At 71.9% G+C, this 15,902-nt stretch carries 29 protein-coding genes; 24 read left to right on the top strand and 5 right to left on the bottom strand.

The features are described 5' to 3' along the window. The first annotated feature begins 3 nt into the window (after positions 1-3). From A3IG_RS35985 to A3IG_RS30510, 4 genes are all read left to right on the top strand, one after another. Complete coding sequence (locus A3IG_RS35985; RefSeq protein WP_407701033.1) at positions 4-399, top strand: DUF6011 domain-containing protein; 396 nt, start codon at positions 4-6, stop codon at positions 397-399. Next, positions 399-599: a hypothetical protein gene (locus A3IG_RS33365; RefSeq protein WP_086019962.1), complete on the top strand. Its 201-nt coding sequence runs from the start codon at positions 399-401 to the stop codon at positions 597-599. Before A3IG_RS35985 ends, A3IG_RS33365 begins: the two co-directional genes overlap by 1 nt. A gap of 126 nt (positions 600-725) precedes the next feature. Continuing rightward, on the top strand, positions 726-1,124 hold the full coding sequence (locus A3IG_RS0119590) for a hypothetical protein (protein WP_158676919.1): 399 nt from the start codon (positions 726-728) through the stop codon (positions 1,122-1,124). Positions 1,125-1,197: 73 nt separating this feature from the next. Further along, a complete protein-coding gene (locus tag A3IG_RS30510; protein ID WP_018385290.1) occupies positions 1,198-1,821 on the top strand; it encodes a hypothetical protein in 624 nt (207 codons plus the stop codon). A gap of 53 nt (positions 1,822-1,874) precedes the next feature. Here A3IG_RS30510 and A3IG_RS0119580 read toward each other — a convergent pair whose 3' ends face one another. The 3 genes from A3IG_RS0119580 to A3IG_RS0119570 all read right to left on the bottom strand — a co-directional run bounded on the left by A3IG_RS0119580 (position 1,875) and on the right by A3IG_RS0119570 (position 3,110). Further along, entirely contained in the window at positions 1,875-2,114 is a 240-nt protein-coding gene (locus A3IG_RS0119580; protein ID WP_018385289.1) for a hypothetical protein, read from the bottom strand. Between the two features lie 70 nt (positions 2,115-2,184). Then, a complete protein-coding gene (locus A3IG_RS0119575; protein WP_026220440.1) occupies positions 2,185-2,385 on the bottom strand; it encodes a hypothetical protein in 201 nt (66 codons plus the stop codon). Positions 2,386-2,450: 65 nt separating this feature from the next. Continuing rightward, positions 2,451-3,110 (bottom strand): hypothetical protein, encoded by a 660-nt coding sequence (locus tag A3IG_RS0119570; protein WP_158676918.1) that lies wholly within the window; start codon positions 3,108-3,110, stop codon positions 2,451-2,453. A gap of 261 nt (positions 3,111-3,371) precedes the next feature. Here A3IG_RS0119570 and A3IG_RS0119565 point away from each other — a divergent pair, with 261 nt between their 5' ends. Beyond that, positions 3,372-4,508, top strand: coding sequence for a protein-L-isoaspartate O-methyltransferase family protein (locus A3IG_RS0119565; protein WP_018385286.1), 1,137 nt, complete (start codon positions 3,372-3,374; stop codon positions 4,506-4,508). Positions 4,509-4,564: 56 nt separating this feature from the next. Here A3IG_RS0119565 and A3IG_RS35330 read toward each other — a convergent pair whose 3' ends face one another. Then, positions 4,565-4,951 carry a helix-turn-helix transcriptional regulator gene (locus tag A3IG_RS35330; protein ID WP_018385285.1) on the bottom strand — a complete coding sequence of 129 codons (387 nt, stop codon included), beginning with the start codon at positions 4,949-4,951 and terminating at the stop codon, positions 4,565-4,567. A 179-nt stretch (positions 4,952-5,130) separates the two neighbouring features. Here A3IG_RS35330 and A3IG_RS0119555 point away from each other — a divergent pair, with 179 nt between their 5' ends. The 11 genes from A3IG_RS0119555 to A3IG_RS30490 all read left to right on the top strand — a co-directional run bounded on the left by A3IG_RS0119555 (position 5,131) and on the right by A3IG_RS30490 (position 11,455). Next, a complete protein-coding gene (locus tag A3IG_RS0119555; protein WP_018385284.1) occupies positions 5,131-5,388 on the top strand; it encodes a hypothetical protein in 258 nt (85 codons plus the stop codon). Then, positions 5,385-5,987 (top strand): hypothetical protein, encoded by a 603-nt coding sequence (locus A3IG_RS30500; RefSeq protein ID WP_018385283.1) that lies wholly within the window; start codon positions 5,385-5,387, stop codon positions 5,985-5,987. The genes A3IG_RS0119555 and A3IG_RS30500 overlap by 4 nt, the downstream gene beginning before the upstream one ends. Continuing rightward, complete coding sequence (locus A3IG_RS0119545) at positions 5,984-6,187, top strand: hypothetical protein (protein ID WP_018385282.1); 204 nt, start codon at positions 5,984-5,986, stop codon at positions 6,185-6,187. The genes A3IG_RS30500 and A3IG_RS0119545 overlap by 4 nt, the downstream gene beginning before the upstream one ends. A gap of 79 nt (positions 6,188-6,266) precedes the next feature. Further along, complete coding sequence (locus A3IG_RS32030) at positions 6,267-7,691, top strand: hypothetical protein (protein ID WP_051087562.1); 1,425 nt, start codon at positions 6,267-6,269, stop codon at positions 7,689-7,691. 3 nt (positions 7,692-7,694) lie between these two features. Beyond that, entirely contained in the window at positions 7,695-7,865 is a 171-nt protein-coding gene (locus A3IG_RS34345) for a hypothetical protein (RefSeq protein WP_018385281.1), read from the top strand. Between the two features lie 11 nt (positions 7,866-7,876). Next, positions 7,877-8,413 (top strand): hypothetical protein, encoded by a 537-nt coding sequence (locus tag A3IG_RS0119530; RefSeq protein WP_018385280.1) that lies wholly within the window; start codon positions 7,877-7,879, stop codon positions 8,411-8,413. After that, positions 8,410-9,012, top strand: coding sequence for a hypothetical protein (locus A3IG_RS0119525; protein ID WP_018385279.1), 603 nt, complete (start codon positions 8,410-8,412; stop codon positions 9,010-9,012). The genes A3IG_RS0119530 and A3IG_RS0119525 overlap by 4 nt, the downstream gene beginning before the upstream one ends. Beyond that, positions 9,009-9,857, top strand: coding sequence for a hypothetical protein (locus A3IG_RS0119520; RefSeq protein WP_018385278.1), 849 nt, complete (start codon positions 9,009-9,011; stop codon positions 9,855-9,857). Before A3IG_RS0119525 ends, A3IG_RS0119520 begins: the two co-directional genes overlap by 4 nt. Positions 9,858-10,044: 187 nt before the next feature. Then, complete coding sequence (locus tag A3IG_RS0119515; protein ID WP_026220439.1) at positions 10,045-10,257, top strand: hypothetical protein; 213 nt, start codon at positions 10,045-10,047, stop codon at positions 10,255-10,257. Between the two features lie 158 nt (positions 10,258-10,415). Next, positions 10,416-10,781: a hypothetical protein gene (locus A3IG_RS0119510; protein WP_018385276.1), complete on the top strand. Its 366-nt coding sequence runs from the start codon at positions 10,416-10,418 to the stop codon at positions 10,779-10,781. Between the two features lie 80 nt (positions 10,782-10,861). Further along, positions 10,862-11,455 (top strand): hypothetical protein, encoded by a 594-nt coding sequence (locus A3IG_RS30490; protein WP_018385275.1) that lies wholly within the window; start codon positions 10,862-10,864, stop codon positions 11,453-11,455. 67 nt (positions 11,456-11,522) lie between these two features. On the opposite strand, the gene A3IG_RS34340 is transcribed toward A3IG_RS30490, so the two are convergent. Continuing rightward, positions 11,523-11,690 (bottom strand): hypothetical protein, encoded by a 168-nt coding sequence (locus tag A3IG_RS34340; RefSeq protein ID WP_018385274.1) that lies wholly within the window; start codon positions 11,688-11,690, stop codon positions 11,523-11,525. A gap of 224 nt (positions 11,691-11,914) precedes the next feature. Between A3IG_RS34340 and A3IG_RS0119495 the strand changes: the two genes are divergently transcribed. The 8 genes from A3IG_RS0119495 to A3IG_RS0119460 all read left to right on the top strand — a co-directional run bounded on the left by A3IG_RS0119495 (position 11,915) and on the right by A3IG_RS0119460 (position 15,899). Next, on the top strand, positions 11,915-12,295 hold the full coding sequence (locus A3IG_RS0119495) for a hypothetical protein (RefSeq protein WP_018385273.1): 381 nt from the start codon (positions 11,915-11,917) through the stop codon (positions 12,293-12,295). 301 nt (positions 12,296-12,596) lie between these two features. Beyond that, positions 12,597-12,962 carry a hypothetical protein gene (locus tag A3IG_RS30485; RefSeq protein ID WP_018385272.1) on the top strand — a complete coding sequence of 122 codons (366 nt, stop codon included), beginning with the start codon at positions 12,597-12,599 and terminating at the stop codon, positions 12,960-12,962. A gap of 187 nt (positions 12,963-13,149) precedes the next feature. After that, positions 13,150-13,416 carry a hypothetical protein gene (locus tag A3IG_RS0119485; RefSeq protein ID WP_018385271.1) on the top strand — a complete coding sequence of 89 codons (267 nt, stop codon included), beginning with the start codon at positions 13,150-13,152 and terminating at the stop codon, positions 13,414-13,416. 138 nt (positions 13,417-13,554) lie between these two features. Next, positions 13,555-14,169 (top strand): DUF4352 domain-containing protein, encoded by a 615-nt coding sequence (locus A3IG_RS0119480; RefSeq protein ID WP_078500701.1) that lies wholly within the window; start codon positions 13,555-13,557, stop codon positions 14,167-14,169. A 63-nt stretch (positions 14,170-14,232) separates the two neighbouring features. Beyond that, the gene (locus A3IG_RS0119475) at positions 14,233-14,775 is read left to right on the top strand and encodes a class I SAM-dependent methyltransferase (RefSeq protein ID WP_018385269.1); all 543 of its coding nucleotides are present in this window, start codon (positions 14,233-14,235) and stop codon (positions 14,773-14,775) included. Between the two features lie 282 nt (positions 14,776-15,057). Continuing rightward, positions 15,058-15,411, top strand: a complete 354-nt coding sequence (locus A3IG_RS30480) for a hypothetical protein (RefSeq protein ID WP_018385268.1) — start codon at positions 15,058-15,060, stop codon at positions 15,409-15,411. Further along, positions 15,408-15,704 carry an HNH endonuclease signature motif containing protein gene (locus tag A3IG_RS0119465; protein ID WP_018385267.1) on the top strand — a complete coding sequence of 99 codons (297 nt, stop codon included), beginning with the start codon at positions 15,408-15,410 and terminating at the stop codon, positions 15,702-15,704. The genes A3IG_RS30480 and A3IG_RS0119465 overlap by 4 nt, the downstream gene beginning before the upstream one ends. A 3-nt stretch (positions 15,705-15,707) precedes the next feature. Further along, a complete protein-coding gene (locus A3IG_RS0119460; RefSeq protein WP_018385266.1) occupies positions 15,708-15,899 on the top strand; it encodes a hypothetical protein in 192 nt (63 codons plus the stop codon). The last annotated feature ends 3 nt before the right edge of the window (positions 15,900-15,902 follow it).

The raw sequence follows: 15,902 nt of genomic DNA, 5'->3' as shown, positions 1-15,902 counted from the left end.
CATGTGCTGGTGCCCGGCCCCGGAGCCCGGCTGGCCCGACCACTGCCACGGCGCGGTGCTTCTCCGCCTCGCGGCGGGCGAGCCGCTGTGACCCCACGTTGCCGCTGGTGCCGCCGACCGCTCCGGGACCCAGCGTCCCGGGCGGCCGGCGCCGGGCCCGTCTGCCGCCGCACCCACCAGCCAACCCCGGCCCGCGCGGGCCCGAGCGGCGCGACGGAGGGTGGGCGGCCGACCGCCGGACAGCTCGCCCTGTGGGCGCCCGAGCCCTGCGGGAACGCCGAGCCCGCCCCGAGCCCGCCCGCCGACCGGCCCGAGGGCTACAGCCGCCGACAGCGGCGCCACATGCCCATCACCGACCTGCCCGACATCGCCACCTACCACCTTGAGGAGACCGCGTGATGCCCCCACCCCCATGCCCTGCCTGCCACACCCGGCCCCGCCGGCCAGGCCAGTACCTGTGCGGCCCCTGCTGGGGGAGCCTCCCCGCGCCCACCCGCCGCGCCCTGACTCGCCGCGACGGCCGCGCCTACGCCCGACTCCGTGCGCTACACGTCGCACTCGAGGCCGGCACCCCGCTGGTGGACATCCGCATCACCTGAACGTCGCACCCGGCCATCCCGGCGGCCGGGCCCACCCCGAGGAGATCCAGATGCCTGACTACTTCCCTTCGACCGGAGCCGACAGCCACCCACCCTCGGTGAGGAGACCCCCTGATGGTTCTCCGCATGACCGCGAGCAACATCACCGATGCCGCTCTGGACGACCTCTACGCCCGGCTTGCCGCCGCCGAACAGCAGGGCTGCATGCGCACCTGCCTCGTCCCGGAGTGCCGGGCTCAAATGGACATCGTCGCCGCCCTGGAGGGGCGTGTGCCAGCCCGGCCGGAATGGGACTCCGACGGATGGAAGCTCTTCAAGGCTGGCAGCGTCATCCCCGGCGGCGGCTACGTCTGCCCCGAACACGCCGCGCTGGTGGATGCACACCGCCCACAGGCAATCACCCAGGCGGACCCACCCGCCGTCGCCGCCCGCTGCACCTGCGGATGGGCGTCCGGCTGGTACCGCTGGCACAGGGCCGCACGCGGCCTGTGGGAGGACCACCTCCTCCGGGCGAACGGGAGCTAACGGCACCTCCCCGCGCCGCCACCGTAGTCGCCGCTCTCACCTCCTGACCGACCCACACCGCACGGAGCCCACCATGTACGACGACATCGACACCGCCCCCTGCACCCTGTGTCACCGGCCCGGCGCCGGGATCTACCACCCCGGGTGCCGCGCCCGGCTCGAGGAACACCTCCGCGTGCTCCCGCGGTTGTACCGCGTCCTCGAGGTCGCACTCGTTCCCACCCGGGGCAGCAGCGGGGGCCCGGTCACCGGCTCCCGCACCGCGCCCCTGCCGTGCAGGCTGGACACCCTGGACCTCCGGGCCCGGGGCGGCATCGAGGGCGTGCTCACGACGTGGGAGCGCGACGTCCGGGAGCTGCTCGGCTGGGACCCGCCGCCGGCCTGCGGCAGCGTCGAGGAGACCGTCGTAAGCAGCGCTTGGTTCCTCCTCAACCAGATCCCGTGGATCGCGGAGCAGCACCCCGCGGCGTACGAACTCGCCGACGAGATCCACCAGCTTGTTGCCCACTGCCGGGCGGTCCTCGGCGAGGAGCCGGCCGAACGCCGGATCACCCTCGCCTGCGCCACCCCTGACTGCACCGGGGTCCTGCGGATCACCCTGTCTACGCCCGGGCAGCAGTGCGGCCGGTGCGGCACCTCGTACGGCTGGGAGGCTCTGCGGGCGCTGCGGCCGGCGACGCGGGCCGTCGCGGCCTGATCCGGAGCCGGGCCGGTGGCCGCAGACCGAGCCGACGATGCCCCGCTGACGCCTTAGCCCGCCCAGCCGATGTCCCGCACCTCCAGCGCACCGGCCCGCGGCGAGTACTGCACCCAGCAGCGCCCGCCGTGAGCCTCTCTGATCTCCTCCACGGACCCCCGATCCCGCACGTCGGGCCATGCCCGCGGCGCTCGGCGCACCTGCTCGAGCAGCGCCAGCACCTCGGCGCGGCCGGCCGGCGGCAGCTCGGAGAACACCTCGACCGCCAAGTCCTCCACCACGAGTCCGCGCATCGATCCCCCTCAATGGCTACTGACGGTCACCGTAGGGCCGATGGAGGGCCGCAGGGATCACCCGGACGGGTCATATCCACACTTCCGGGCCACCGCCGCGCCACTCGATCAGCGCCCTGTCGTACAGGTCGATGTCGTCCGGGTCGAGGCCGGCCCGGCGGCAGAACTCCAGCAAGTCCGGCACGCCATACGCGACGCCGAGGATCTCCCCGTCCGCGCGCACACGGCGACCACCCGACCGGGACGGCGGCGCCACGATGATCCTGGCCACGACACCGAGCCTGCGCCGGTTCGGCCCCGAGTGCGAGCCCGGTAGCCCACTCGGGGGACGCGGCGTCACTGCGAGGGCTGGCCGCCATCCGACGCGTCCTCAACCGTCACCTCGTGCGCGAGACGCCATGGACGGAAGCCTTCCCGCGACGCGGTGGCCAGCAGGCGGACTGGCCTTCCCGCGTACTGACGCCGCCAGGATGTCCCATCTGGTATCCAATGCGGTATCGCACTCGGCGTCAGCGACAAGATGCGGAAGCCGTCGACTTCCATGCGCACTGCTGGCGCGAAGCGACCGTCGTTGCCCACACCATCCACACCCGGGACGAGCCGATACGGCCCCCAGATGGTTGCCTCAAGTTCCTCACGCGTGGGCCCCCGAGCAACTCTGGGCCGGTGATCGAAGCCATCGTCCCGGATCGTGAAGTCCACGTCGAGGTAGTCGTGGGCTGCCGGCCCGTCGAGGGTGACACGCAGGTTCACCCGGTCTGAGCCACCGCCGAGCGCCGTGGCGGTGAACGTGAACTGGGGGGTGAGTTCGTGGTGCCAGCGGTCGCGTTCGATCTGCGCAACGCTCTCCGCAATGCGGTTGGCAGCTTGCGCCGCTGCGGCGGCCTCCTCGGCCGCGCGGTTCGCCCGACGAGTCGCATGCAGGGCGATCCCCGCGGCGACCGCGCTTCCGGTAGCTGCCGCCGCGTTCAGGCCGTCAACCCAGGTCACTCCCACGGCCGTGCAGCTTAGCGGGCAACACCTGGAAGCGCCCGCACATCAGTGCTCCCCTGGTGCGCTCTACCGACACGCCCTCAGCCGCGCCACCATGGGCCCGTCACGCCGTGGGAGAAGGGGAGAGCGAATGGGCGAACACGAGAAGCCGCCGGCAGACCCGGGCCAGGGCACGCCACCCCCCAACAACGCCGATGGGCAGGTACCCGAGCCGCCTCCGCCGACCGGCGAGCACCGCAGGGACGACTCGTCCGGGTCGGGGTCGTGACCGACTTCACCTACCGTCAGCGCCGGCTGGACGAGGCCATGGCCACAGCCGGCGCCTGGCCGACCTCGGCGCCCTGGGTGCGACCCGCGATGGCTGCGCTGCCCCGGCACCAGTGGGCCCCGGACCGGCTGTGGCAGTGGAACGGACACGCGTACGCCCCGGTGGACTCCACCACCGAGCCGGGCCGCTGGGCCGACCTCGTCTACGCCGGACCGTACGACGCCGCGGTCACCCAGGTCGCCGACGGCCGGCCGGCATCCAGCCTGTCGTGCCCGTCGGTCGTCGCCGACATGCTCGCCGCAGCCGACCTGCACCCCGGCCAACGGGTACTGGAGCTGGGCGCGGGTACCGGGTGGAACGCGGCGCTCATCGCCCACCGGGTCGGGGCCGGGCGGGTGGTGACGGTGGAGGTGGACCAGGACCTCGCCGCCGCCGCGCAGGCCCGGCTCGACGCGGCCGGCGCCCGCGTCGGTGTCCGGTGTGGCGACGGCGCCGACGGGTGGGCCGACGGGGGACCGTACGACCGGGTGATCGCCACCTACGCGGTGGACACCGTCCCGTGGCCGTGGGTCGCCCAGTGCCGCCCCAGCGGCCGGCTCGTCGTCCCGTGGGGCCGGCTCGGGCACGTCGTGTTGACCGTGGCCCCCGACGGCCGGCTCGCCACCGGTCGGGTGGCCGGCCTCGCGCAGTTCATGGCCGCCCGCGAGGTGCCGCCGGCCCGCAGCTACGCCGACGTGCGCGGCGACACCCCGGCGGAAGACGAGCAGCCGTTCCGGGACCTCACCGAGCTGCACACGGACTGGCACTTGCGGTTCGCTGTCCGCGTGGCGCTACCCGACGTCCACCTGCGCACCGCGGTGGACGACGACGGCGCGAACGCCTGGCTGCACGACGACACCGGGTCCTGGGCCGCGGTGAACGCGGTCGGGGACGGCACCACCGTGGCCTACCAAGGCGGTCCGCGGCGCCTCGCCGCCGAGCTGGCGACCGCGTGGGACGAGTGGGCGGCCCTGGACCGACCGTCCCTGTACGACTGGGGGCTGACCGTCACCGCGGCCAGCCAGACCGTGTGGTGCCGGACCCCGGACACGGCCCCGGCCTGGGCGCAGCAGCGGGAACCCGCAGCACGCTGAACGGCACGACGACGGCCCCTCACCTGATGGTGGGGGGCCGTTCGCTGCGCTGGTCATCAACCCGTTACCTCTGGGGGTGGCCCGTAGCCGGCCGACTCCAGGCCGTGCTGTAGGTCGCCGACGTCCGAGCCGAGTCCGTCGTTGGCGTCCTCGATCCACTGCCACACGATCCGCAGGATGGCGCGTGCATCGTTGCCGTTGAGCGGCTGTGACCCCACCTGTCCGTCGATCACCGGGGCGTCTCCTTGCTGGCTGAGTGAACTGCGTTTCTTGCCTGGCTGCTTGGGGTTCGCTTCGAAGAACGCGGCGACCTCGTCCGCACGGAACCTTGGCCGGGTGCTGCCCTCGTCCTCGACAGGCTGAGGGAAGGTGCCGGTTCGCCGGTAGGCGTGGATCGACTGCCGACTGACTCCGTGCTCGGCCGCGATCTCGGCGGTGGTCATCAAGCGCGGGCTCCCCTCTGGTTCAGGGCTCTTGGGCACGGCAACATCCTTCCCGAACCTCTTGACGTTGTAAAGAGGTTCCTGCCAGTCTGGCACTGCACCAACAAGAACGGCCCCGGCCGGGCTCTCACACACCGGCCGGGGCCAGCCACCCACCTGCTCGCAACAGGAGGACAGCCATGGACCCGCAGCGTACCCAGGACCCGCAGCTCCCCGACAGTCGCTTGCCCCGGCTGGCCGTCGCGCTCGCCGACGCCGATCGCGCCGTGAGGAACCCGATCTCCCGCCGGCTGCGGGAGACCACCACGGTCGGGCAGGCCGAGGCCGCGACCGCCGCGGCCGAGGACCGCGACCCCACCCCCGCCGGGCTCACCACCCGCGGGCTCGCTGCCCTGAACCGGCTCCAGGCCGCCCTCGGACTCGGGGCCGCCGCGTGAACTGGAACCCGACCACCCTCGTGCTGCTCGACGAGGTGACCGACCAGGAGCGGGCCTCCGATGGCGTCAGCCGGTACGGCGTCTACCTCGCCGCCGCCGCCCAGGACTTCCAGATCTGGCCGGACGCGGACGCCCCGCACACCGACCCCGCCTACTTCGCCGTCACGGCCTGGCGGATCGCCACCAGCCCGATCATGGACCCCGCCTACGCCGTCACCCGCCCCGACCTGACGGCCATCACCGCCCACATCGACGACGAGGCCGGCGACCTAGTCGTGGACATCGCCGTGCCGCTGACCCACCGCGCCCTCGCCCGCCGACCCGGCTACCCCTGGCAGGACTGGCGCACATCGCGGCCCGTCACCGGCGACCCCGCCGGCCACTGGCCCCGCACACCCCCACCCGGCCCCCGCTGCGCGATCCTCACCACCGCCACGGTGCGGCTGAACGGCCGAGACTGGCCCCTGCCCACCCCGACCGCCACCAGCGGCCCCACGCTGCTGGCCGAGGCCAAGCAAGCCATCGAGGTGATCGCCGACCGCGTCAACACCGAGGCCGGCCACATCGTGGCCCAGCTCCTCGCCGGGGAATCACGGTGAACCGCCGCCCCGCGCTCCGGCCCGCCGCAGGCCCGCAACCGGTGGAGGTCCGGCTGATCGGCCCGGACGCCGCGGTCCGCGCGACCGTCGCCGCCCTCCAGAACGCGGCCACCTGCGGCCCGGCCACCTACCGGCCCACCCGGGACGGCACCGGCACCCGCGCCTACCTCACCGTCATCGTCCCCTCGCCGGACGCCTGACCCACCCCACCGACCGGCCGGCCCGCGCCCCCTTCTCCCTGAGCGCGGGCCGGCCACCCCACCCTGCCCCGGAGCCCTCGTGTACCTGATCAACTGGGCCGCGGCGAACCCCTGGCCGGCCGCCGCCTGCCTGGCCGGAGTCGTGCTCCTGGCCCTGGTCGTGGCCCTCGCCGCCACCAGGGCGCCCCGCCCGCCGGCGCGCGCGGCCCGTCGCCGACCCCCCGACGCGGTGGTGGCCGCGGCCATCGCCGCAGCCGCGTGCACCGCCTACAGCGGGGACACGAGCTGGCGGTTCGCCGCCCACCGCCTCGACATGGCCTCGGTCACCGAGCGGGCCGCGATGTTCGCCGCCGGCGAGCTCGCCCTGTTCGCCTGCGCGCTCATGGCCCGCCAGAACCTGCGCACCACCGGCGCGCCCGGCGCACCCGGGCTGCTGGTGTGGGTCATCGTCGGCGTCCAGATCGTGCCTGCGTTCGCCGAGTCCGGCCTCGTCGGCGGCTTCGTGCGGGCGTTCTTCGGCCCGATTGCCGCCGGCCTGCTCTGGCACCTCGCGATGGGCATCGAGCTGCGTCACCACCGCCCCGGAGCCACCTCCCAGGCGCTGGCCGCGATCCTCGCCCGCGAGGCTCGCGAGCGGCTGCTCTCCCGCCTCGGTGTTGCCCGCCGTGGCCGCGACGCCGAACAGATCACCCGGGACCGCTGGACCGTGCGCGCCGTCGATCTCGCCGCCCGGCTCGCCCAGCCCGGCACCCGGCCACGACGAGCCCGACGCCTCGAGCACCGCCTATCCGTCGCCGTCGGCCGCGCAGCAGTCGGCGCCCACCCCGCACAGCGCCAGGCCCTCCTCGAACTGCTCGCCGCCCGCCGCCACGCCACCGCACTCGCCACCATCACCCTTCCCTCCCCATGGGATGCACCCGCACCCGACCACGCTGCCGGCCGCACTCTGGCTGGCCTGGTGCACACCGAGCTGACCGCACTCGACCCGATGGATGCGGTGCATCTGGTCGCGGATGCGCACCCGGATGCATCCCCCGCAGAACTTGCCTCCCTGCTCACCGAACACGGAGTGGTGGTGTCCCCAACGCAGGTCGCCATTGCCCTGAGGGCAGCCGCCCACCACGCACCTGAACCCGCCCCCAAGATCGCCGCATCCGCACCTCGTGCACTCGGATGCGAATCCGACCCGGGTCAACACCGATCCGCCGTCCGCGCCACCTGGACACCCCACACCGGCGACACCACCGAACCGCACCTGGCCGGCACGGGCCCGGACGCAACCGAATGCGTACCCGCACCCCAGCACGACGACCCACTGCTGCCCGACGCCCGAGCCATCGACGACGCATCCCGCGCCACCACCGGCCGAACCGCATCCCTGCGCCGCCTTCAGACCGAGCTGCGCATCGGCCAGGCCCGGGCACAGCGCATCCGCCGCGCACTCGACGCACCGGACGCGCCGGATGCACCCACCTCGCCCACCGCACCCGCACTCGAGGAGTGAATCGTGCGCACCCCCGTCCCCCTCGTCCTCCTGCTCGCCGCCGGCATGGCGGTCCTCGGCCTCGTGGCCGCCGCCCCGCACACCGCGCCCAGCCGGCTGGCCATGTGCCGCGCCACCGCCGCCGGACTGATCGCGTGCGCCTACCTCCTTGTCCTGCTCACTCTCACCCGCTGAGGAGCCCTGCCATGCCCGAGCCCATCGAACCCAGCCGGATCATCCCGGCCGGCTGGCCTCTGCCCGGATCGGCCGCAGGCCCGGCCGCTGGACCGCCGTGGTGGCGTGCCTCCGAGCCCTCGCCACCACCTGCCGGCCCGCCGCACGTCCACCTGCACCTGGACGTGCACATCACCCCGCCCCGGAGCCCGGCCGCCACCGAACCCGAGCCGGGCCCCGGCTGGTGGGAGCGCCACCGGCCCGGCTACCAGGCCGCATGCATCCTCGCCGGACTCCCCATCACCGGCGCCTGGGCCGCCGTCCTGGACGCCTGCCGCACCGAGGCCGGGCTCGCCGGCGCCTGGGTCCTCGCCCTCGGCCCCCTGACCGCCACGGCGCTCGCCGACAACATCTGCCGAGCCGCCGCGGCCGGCGCCGACCCCGACCTGTGGCCCCCGAGGATTCGCGCCGCCGTCGCCCGCGTTGCGCTGTGGGCCGCCGTCATCGCCACCGCCCTCGCCCTGCCCGTCACCACCGTTGTCTACCTGCTGACCGGAGTCTCCGCATGACCCCCCTGGCCGCCGCCGCGAGCGGCATGACCAGCACCACCCTCACCTCCGCCGGCCTCGCCGTCGGCATCGCCCTGCTTGCCGTTGAGCACGTCCGCTGGTACCGCGGCGGGGGAGGCGGTGGCAAGAGCCCGAAGGGCGCACCCGCGCCCGCCGAGGCCGGCGGCGGCAAGGCCCGCGACCCCAAGGTCTTGATCCCCTGCTGGTCCGGTGTCGCGTTCGGCACCCTGATGGTCGCCTGCCCCGCCGGCCTGCTCGGCACCGGCGCCGGCATCCTGCGCTGGGGCGGGAACGGCCTCGGCGACCTTGCCATGTCCAAGCTGACCGGGCAGTCCTCCACCGTCGTCGCCGAGGCGTCCGCGCCCGCCCTCGACGGGAACGGAGCCCTCGTGGTAACCGCCGGCGTCATCGGCCTGGTCCTGCTCAGGAAGACGTTCGCCAAGGCCATCAAGGGCCGGTTCTGGCGCGGTGTCTGGGCCGGCACGCTGGTCACGATCGGCACCGGCATGTTCGCCTACATCGGCGACCTGGTTGTCCCGGGCGTCAACAGCCTCGGCGCGCAGCTCGTTGGCGCCGTCGTCCACGGGAGCGTCGCGTGAACCCCCGCGCCGACGATGCGCCGACGACCGTCGAGTGGCTGCGCGACGCCGTTGACCGCCTCGGTCGCGGCTCCGGCCGGCTCGTTGTCCTCATCGGCCGCCGCGCCGTGCAGACGTGCCGCACCTGCTGGGCCCGGGGGAGTGTCTGGCTCGACGATGCGACGGGTCTGAGTTGGATGGTGCGCGCTGCTGTCCTCGCCGGGGGAGCGCTCGTCGCCGCCCGCATCGGCACCGCGGTCCTGGCCGGCTCCGGCCGGCGAATCGAGGCCGCGCGATGGCTGATGTGGCCGACCACCGCCGTATGGCTCACCGCCGCCTACCGCGTCGGCCGGCCGGACTGGCGACCCAAGGCCAGCCCTGCACCGGACAGCCCGGCGGACGCCGAGGAACCGGACGCCGAGGCTGCGCCGGATGGGGTCCAGGACGACGACGGGACGGCCGCCCGTGAGGCGGCCCCCGCCGCGGCCCCGATGCCCACGCGCAGGCAGCTCGCCGTCGCCCTCCACCGGCTCGGTGCTCCGCACTGCCACACCGCGGTCCTCGCGGCTGCTCTCGGCATCAGCCAGGACCGTGCCCGGGAGGCCCTCGCCGCCGCAGGGGTCCCCACCGGTCCGGTACGGATGCGAGGGCGCGGCTCCAGCACCGGCGTGCGCGCCGCCGACTTCCCGCCCCTCCCCGCCGCCGAGGAGAGGCCCCCTGACGGCGTTGTTGCCGCAGGTGAGCGCGCCAACAACGACAACAACAACGTCGCCGAGTACTACCTCGCCCCCGACCGGTTCCACCCGCACCTCACCCACGTGGTGTGGGAAGGCCCCAGCACCTTGCCGCCTACCACCGGCCGCTGAGTCGAGACAGGAGATTCCTTATGCACTACTGCCCCGTCTGCGGCTGGTGGACCAACTGCGGCGGCCACTGAGCCGTGCGCTCGTGGCCGAACCCCTGGCACCGGCCGGCACCACGAGAGGATGACCGCCAGGGTGATCCGGATTCCCCGACCACCGCCACAACCTCACCGACCGAAGGAAAATGATCATGTCCGAGATGCGCATGCCCGTGAAGGTGCTCTTGGTCGTCGGCGATCAAGCCGAGCTGACCACCCCCGAGCGGGACCACACCGACCCGGAGCGGTGGCCGGCTGAGCAGGTGTCTGCCGACACCGGGTACGCCGTGGCCGATCTGCCGGGTAAGGAGTTGGTCGCGGTGATCGGTGAAGACGGGGAGGTGGTGCGCTTTCAGCGGCCGTGAGCGGGGCTTGACACAGAGGGAGGGCCGGCTGTTTCGCCGGCCTTCTTCTCAACCCAGATTGTTGCATAAAGGTGCATGCCCGTTGTATTATGAGGCACGTCGGGAGGGGGTAACAGCCCACCGACACCAGTCGAACACCCAACAGAAAGGGAAGGATCATGGACCACGACCAGTACGAGACGGCAGTCCAGGAACACGAGGCTCTCTACCTCATGATCAAGGCCGCGTGCTACCTCCTGCCCGTCCCGATCAACCTGCCGTCGGCCGGAGTTGAGCAGGCTGAGCGCATGAAGGCGCTCAGCCGGGTGGCCTCCATCGTCGATCAGCAGCCCATGCCCGAGGAGCAGTACGGCGAGCTGGGCAACGCCTGCCTCAACTGGATGATCGCGGCGGACCTCCTCCGGTTCGAGGCGGAGGATCGCGAGCCGTCCGTGTGGCACCGGGTGGTCGCCGTCCGCGCGCTGATCATGGAAGGGGTGGACGCGGTAAAGAGGCTCGGCGACTGGCTGGCTGACCAGATGTAGGGCTCATGACGGCCGCCCTGTCCACTCCGGCGGGGCGGTCACCTGCCACTCCCCAACCTTCGAGATGAACGGACAACGCCATGGTCCACGGAGACCACGCCGCACAGCGGCGCGAGACCCTTCGCGAGATCGCTGCCCGGCACGGCCGCAGCTACGACACCGTGCGGAACAAGTGGAGCCGGCACCCGGACTTTCCCGCCCCCGTCGGGAAGCGCGGACGCTCCCTCGAATACGACACGCAGGCCGTGGACCGGTGGGTGCAGGCCGAGAAGGGCCGCCCGGCCCCGGACCTCGAGCCGGCCCGGCTTTACACCGCCCAGGACCTGGAGGTTGCCGGCGTCGGCATCACGGCCGGCACCATCCGCGCCGACCTCGCCCGGGGCCGGTGGCCCAAGCCCGACCACACCACCGGCGGTAACCGGTGGCGCGGAGCAACCGTCATCAAGCACCTGGCCGGCCGCCGCGCGAAGACGACGCCGACCAAGCCTCAACGGAAGGACACACCCGTGCCCCCCGCATCTCCCCGCAGTCCGTTCGCCGACCGCATTGGAGCTCTGATGGAGACGCTGCCCGACAGCGTGCAACTCCAGGCCGCAAAGGACCTGTTGCTGTGCCCGGAAGCGGAGTTGGAGCAGCGTGTCGTCCGGTGGGAGCAGTGGACGCCCGGCGCCTGAGCCCGGGCCGTAGCATGAAAGGAGGCCCGCCCCCGCTTGCTCCGGGGGCGGGCCTTGTGATGTGTGATCACCTCCGGTGGAGAGTGACCCAGTAAGAGGTCCCCCGCTGCGTCACCCCGACGCCGAACTTCTTGCCTAGGCCGCGCCGGACCAGGTCCCGCGCGAGCTTGGCCTGAAGGGCCTCGGCCTGCTCTCGGCCCTCCGGGGTGGCGGGGAAGGACCCCAGAACCTCCATGTGATCTCCCTTCCTTCTCGGGCTTGGACCCTGTCGCCCTCCCGATGTGCACCACAATACAGCACTCACGCACCGTTTTGCAACGCGAGTAAGGGTGCAAACTGGGAATTCGGCGGCTCCCTTGAGTTGTAAGAGGGTGCGCGAGTGCTGTATTATGGTGCACGTCGGGAGGGGGTAACAGCCCAAACGACACCAGTCGAACACCCAACAGAAAGGGGAAAACCGTGGCAGACGAAGAAGAGCGGTTCGCGGAACTAGTCCGCTACACCGCCAAGGCGCACGTGATCGTCCGAATGATGCTCGCCGAACTTCCGATCCCGGTACGCGTTCCCGAGTTTCCCGAACCGGACGCCGACGCCGACGACATTCTCCCGGCCCTCACGGCGCTGGACCGCGCCCGCGCGCTCATCAGCGACGAACCACTGCCGCTCGAACTCTGCAGCGCCTACCGCAACCTGATTCTCGAGTGGCTGAACGCCTACGAGATCGTGACTCTTGTGCAGCAGGCCGGCCCAGTGTCGTGGCGCCTCGACATCCTCACCTTCACGCTGCACCGCATCGCGGTCATCGTGACCATGATTGAGGGAGGCGAACTGCTGGAGTGAGTCAGTGACACCCGCCCCCGGAGCAAGCGGGGGCGGGTGTTCGCTTCCCTGTGGGCAGCGAACAGGGGCCGGCGCGAACCCCAGGCGAACCCGGGGGTAACAGAGCGCCGGCCCCTACCAGTCGAACCCCTACAGGGGATCGCCTTCAGTCTACGGCGGCGTGCGAAGTGGCGCCAAAGAAGGGTGAAGTCTCGAACTTCTCACCGTTGCAAGAGGGTGCATTAATGCTGTATTATGGTGCACGTCGGGAGGGGGTAACAGCCCAAACGACACCAGTCGAACCCAACAGAAGGGAAGAACCGTGGCAGACGAAGAACCCACCCTCAGCACGCTCATCGAGCGCCACGCCCGCCTCTACCAGCGGATGTGCGGAGTGTTCATCACCCTCCCCATCCCGATCCACCTGCCCACCGGCACCCTGCCCATCGAGGACTGCATGGCCGCCCTCGAACGCGTGGTGGTCATTGCGGAAGAGGCGCCCATGCCCCCCGCGCAGCGCGCCAGCCTCGCCGTTACCTGCATCAACTGGCTCACCGCCGCAGACCTGATCCGCGCCGAAATCGAAGGGCAACGCCCCTGGGACCGGCGCGTGGCCATCCTCCTCCACATGATGGACTGCACCGAACACCTGGTTGACCTCAACCGGTGGATCAGCGGAAGCGACTAGCGGCCATACCGTCCCCCGGCACACCGTCGGGGGACGGATCACCCGCACGATCACGCCGAACGCGCCGCTTGACAAGATCGACGCGAACTGTAACCCTCAACTCTTGAGCTGGGACGCCTGTCCCAAGAGCCCCTGAGCCCCCGCCGAGCCCCGCTCCCGGGGGTTTTCGCATTCCTGGAGGTGGCCCGTGGACGTCCGCTACCCCAACCCCCCGGCCCACCTCATCCGCACACGCGATGACCTCGGCAGCATCTGGGACGCCGCACGCGCGGCCGGCGTCCGCCCCGGCACCATCCGCGTCTGGATACACCGCCGCAAGATCAGCCCCGTAGACCTCGGCGACGATGGCCCCGAACTGTTCCACCTCCCCACCGTGCTGACCGCAGCACAAGCCGGCCGCCGACACACGCCGCCGGACCCAGCCGCCAACGCACGCGCACACCGCGCCGCATGAACCCCCGCTGCCCGAGCTGTTCCCCCCGACGGGCAGCGGGACCCCCGGACTGAGGGCACCCAGGCGGCCTCGCTCCTGGACGTCACGGAACCGTCACACTGCCCCCACCCACCCGTCACCCGCGACAGAGTGACGCCTATGCGTATACGCCCCGCAGGGATTGCCCTCGTCGTGGCCGCCGTCCTCGCCGCTGGAACCGCGTGCAGCGACGATGAGGTCACCACCGACCCGGACCCCACCAGCAGCTCCCCGTCGTCGCCCACGCCGAGTAGCTCCGGGAGCCCAACCTCCTCACCCAGCGACCCGGCGCCGGCACCCAGCTCCTCGCCGACGGAGGCCGCCCTGGGCGACACCATCACCCTCAAGTCCATGGAGGGCGCGGAGATCGCCGTCACCCTCAAGGACTGGGCCGACCCGACCAAGGCCGCGGACGGGTTCACCGTCGCGGACGACGGCAAGAAGTTCGTGGGCGCCCAGCTCGAGCTGGTCAACACCGGCAGCAAGGTCTACAGCGACAGCCCGTCGAACGGCGCCCAGGTTGCCGACACGAAGGGCCAGCGGTTCGACGTCACCATCCTCGGGTCCGACACCACAGAGGGACCCGAGATGGTCTCCTCACTGACACTCCCGCCCGGGGACAAAGCGCTCGGGTGGGTGACGTTCGAAGTGCCGGCCGCCTCGAAGATCAACCGACTTCAGTTCGCTCTCGACTCCGGGTTCGGGGAGCAGACCGGACAGTGGATCATCAAGTAGAACCCGCCCGCAGACAGAGCCCCGGCCCCGCGCCGGGGCTTTCGCACGGAAGGAGGCCGGTCGATGCCCACCAGCGACGCCGAAGGCAAGGACTGGTCCCTCGAGCACTACCGCCGGCACCTCCCCGACACCGTCACCGACATCGGGCCCGGCGAAGGCACCTACGCGCGCCTGTTCCGCTCCGAGCACGAAGGCGTGTGGTGGACCGGCGTCGAGATCCACAAGCCCTACCTGCGGAAGTACAGGCTGCGATCCACGAAGACGCGGGTCATGTACGACGAGCTGCACGTCCTCGACGCCCGAGACGCGCCCGACCACCTCTACCACCGCGACCTCGTCATCGCCGGCGACGTCCTCGAGCACATGCCCCGGACGGACGCCGTCGACCTGCTCAGCCGGATCGAGGCTGCGGGGGCGTGGCACATCCTCGTGTCCGTGCCGATCGTGCGCTCCGAGCAGGGGCCTGTCGACGGCAACCCGCACGAGGCGCACGTTCACCAGTGGGACCCCGACGACATGGGCCAGGTCCTCACCGGGCTCGGCGGTCACGTCGAGACGATGCGTGGCAACACCCTCGGCGTCTGGTGGTGGTCCCGCCGTGGCTGAGTACAACGTCGCCCTCATGGTCAGCGATGTGCCTGCCGCACTACGCCGACCCCGCTGGAAGCCCTGACCGCCACCCCCACCGGAGGCCCGCGCCACGCCGACCCCGGACTACCGGCGGATCGCCCAGCTTGAACGCGAACTCGGGATCGTCCCACCCGAACCGCCCACCCCCGCGTTCGCCTCGCCGTCTGCCTGTGCAAGGACTGCGAGGTCCTGGAGTTCCGCACCTTCTCCGGCGTACTGCTACGCATTCACCACCACTAACTCCCGGAGGCCCGCGCCATGGCCCGCATCCAGATCCTCGAGCTGCCCACCGAGCACCACGGCGACGACATGGTCACCCCGTTCGTGCTCGTCATCGACCAGCACGTGCGGCAGCGCCACGTCCTCGGTCCCGACCACGTGGTGTCCACCGACCCGCTCGAGCGCATTGCCGAGCAGGTTGGCGCCCGAGCCGTCGTCGCCTTCGAGGAGACCATCGAGATCCCCGCCAACGAGGTGCCCGTCGACCCCGACGGCTACCCGCTGAAGATCCGCGTCGAAGTCGAAGGCGACTTCGAGCAGTTCCACGAGCAGGTGCAAGCGGAGATCAGCAAGGCGCAGGAGCAGATCGCACGAGCCCGCATCGGCTCATGAGCGGAGGCTGGAAGGGCTCGGACCGGGTGACGCGGCTTCCGCGTGGGTGGCGGAAGATCCGCAAGCGCATCCTCGAACGCGACCCGATCTGCAAGCTGTGCGGGGTGCGACCCTCCACCCACTGCGACCACATCATCGCCAAGGCCGACGACCACACGGACGCCGGCCTCCAGGGCGTGTGCGGGCCGTGCCACGACGCCAAGTCCAGTCGCGAAGGCAACGCCGCGCAGAAGGCCAACCTGCGGCCCGGTCGCCGCCGGCCGCCTGAGCCCCACCCAGGACTGCGGGGGTAGCCAGTGCCCATCTACCTCGTCCACTACCCCAAGGGCAACGGGGAGGACCTCGTCGTCAGCGACGACCAGTTGACCCTCACGGCCGACGGGAGCTGGGCCGTCCTCGCCGACCAGCACGGGCCCTGCGTTGCGGTCCCCGCCCACGCCGGAGCCACCATCACACGCATCGACCAGGACCCCGAGCAGCCCTCGTGATCA

The sequence above is a fragment of the Wenjunlia vitaminophila DSM 41686 genome (genome assembly GCF_000380165.1).
In the GTDB taxonomy this organism is placed as follows: Bacteria; Actinomycetota; Actinomycetes; order Streptomycetales; family Streptomycetaceae; genus Wenjunlia; species Wenjunlia vitaminophila.
The sequence above is the reverse complement of the archived record's forward strand: the minus strand, read 5'-3'. Positions and strand labels throughout refer to the sequence as shown.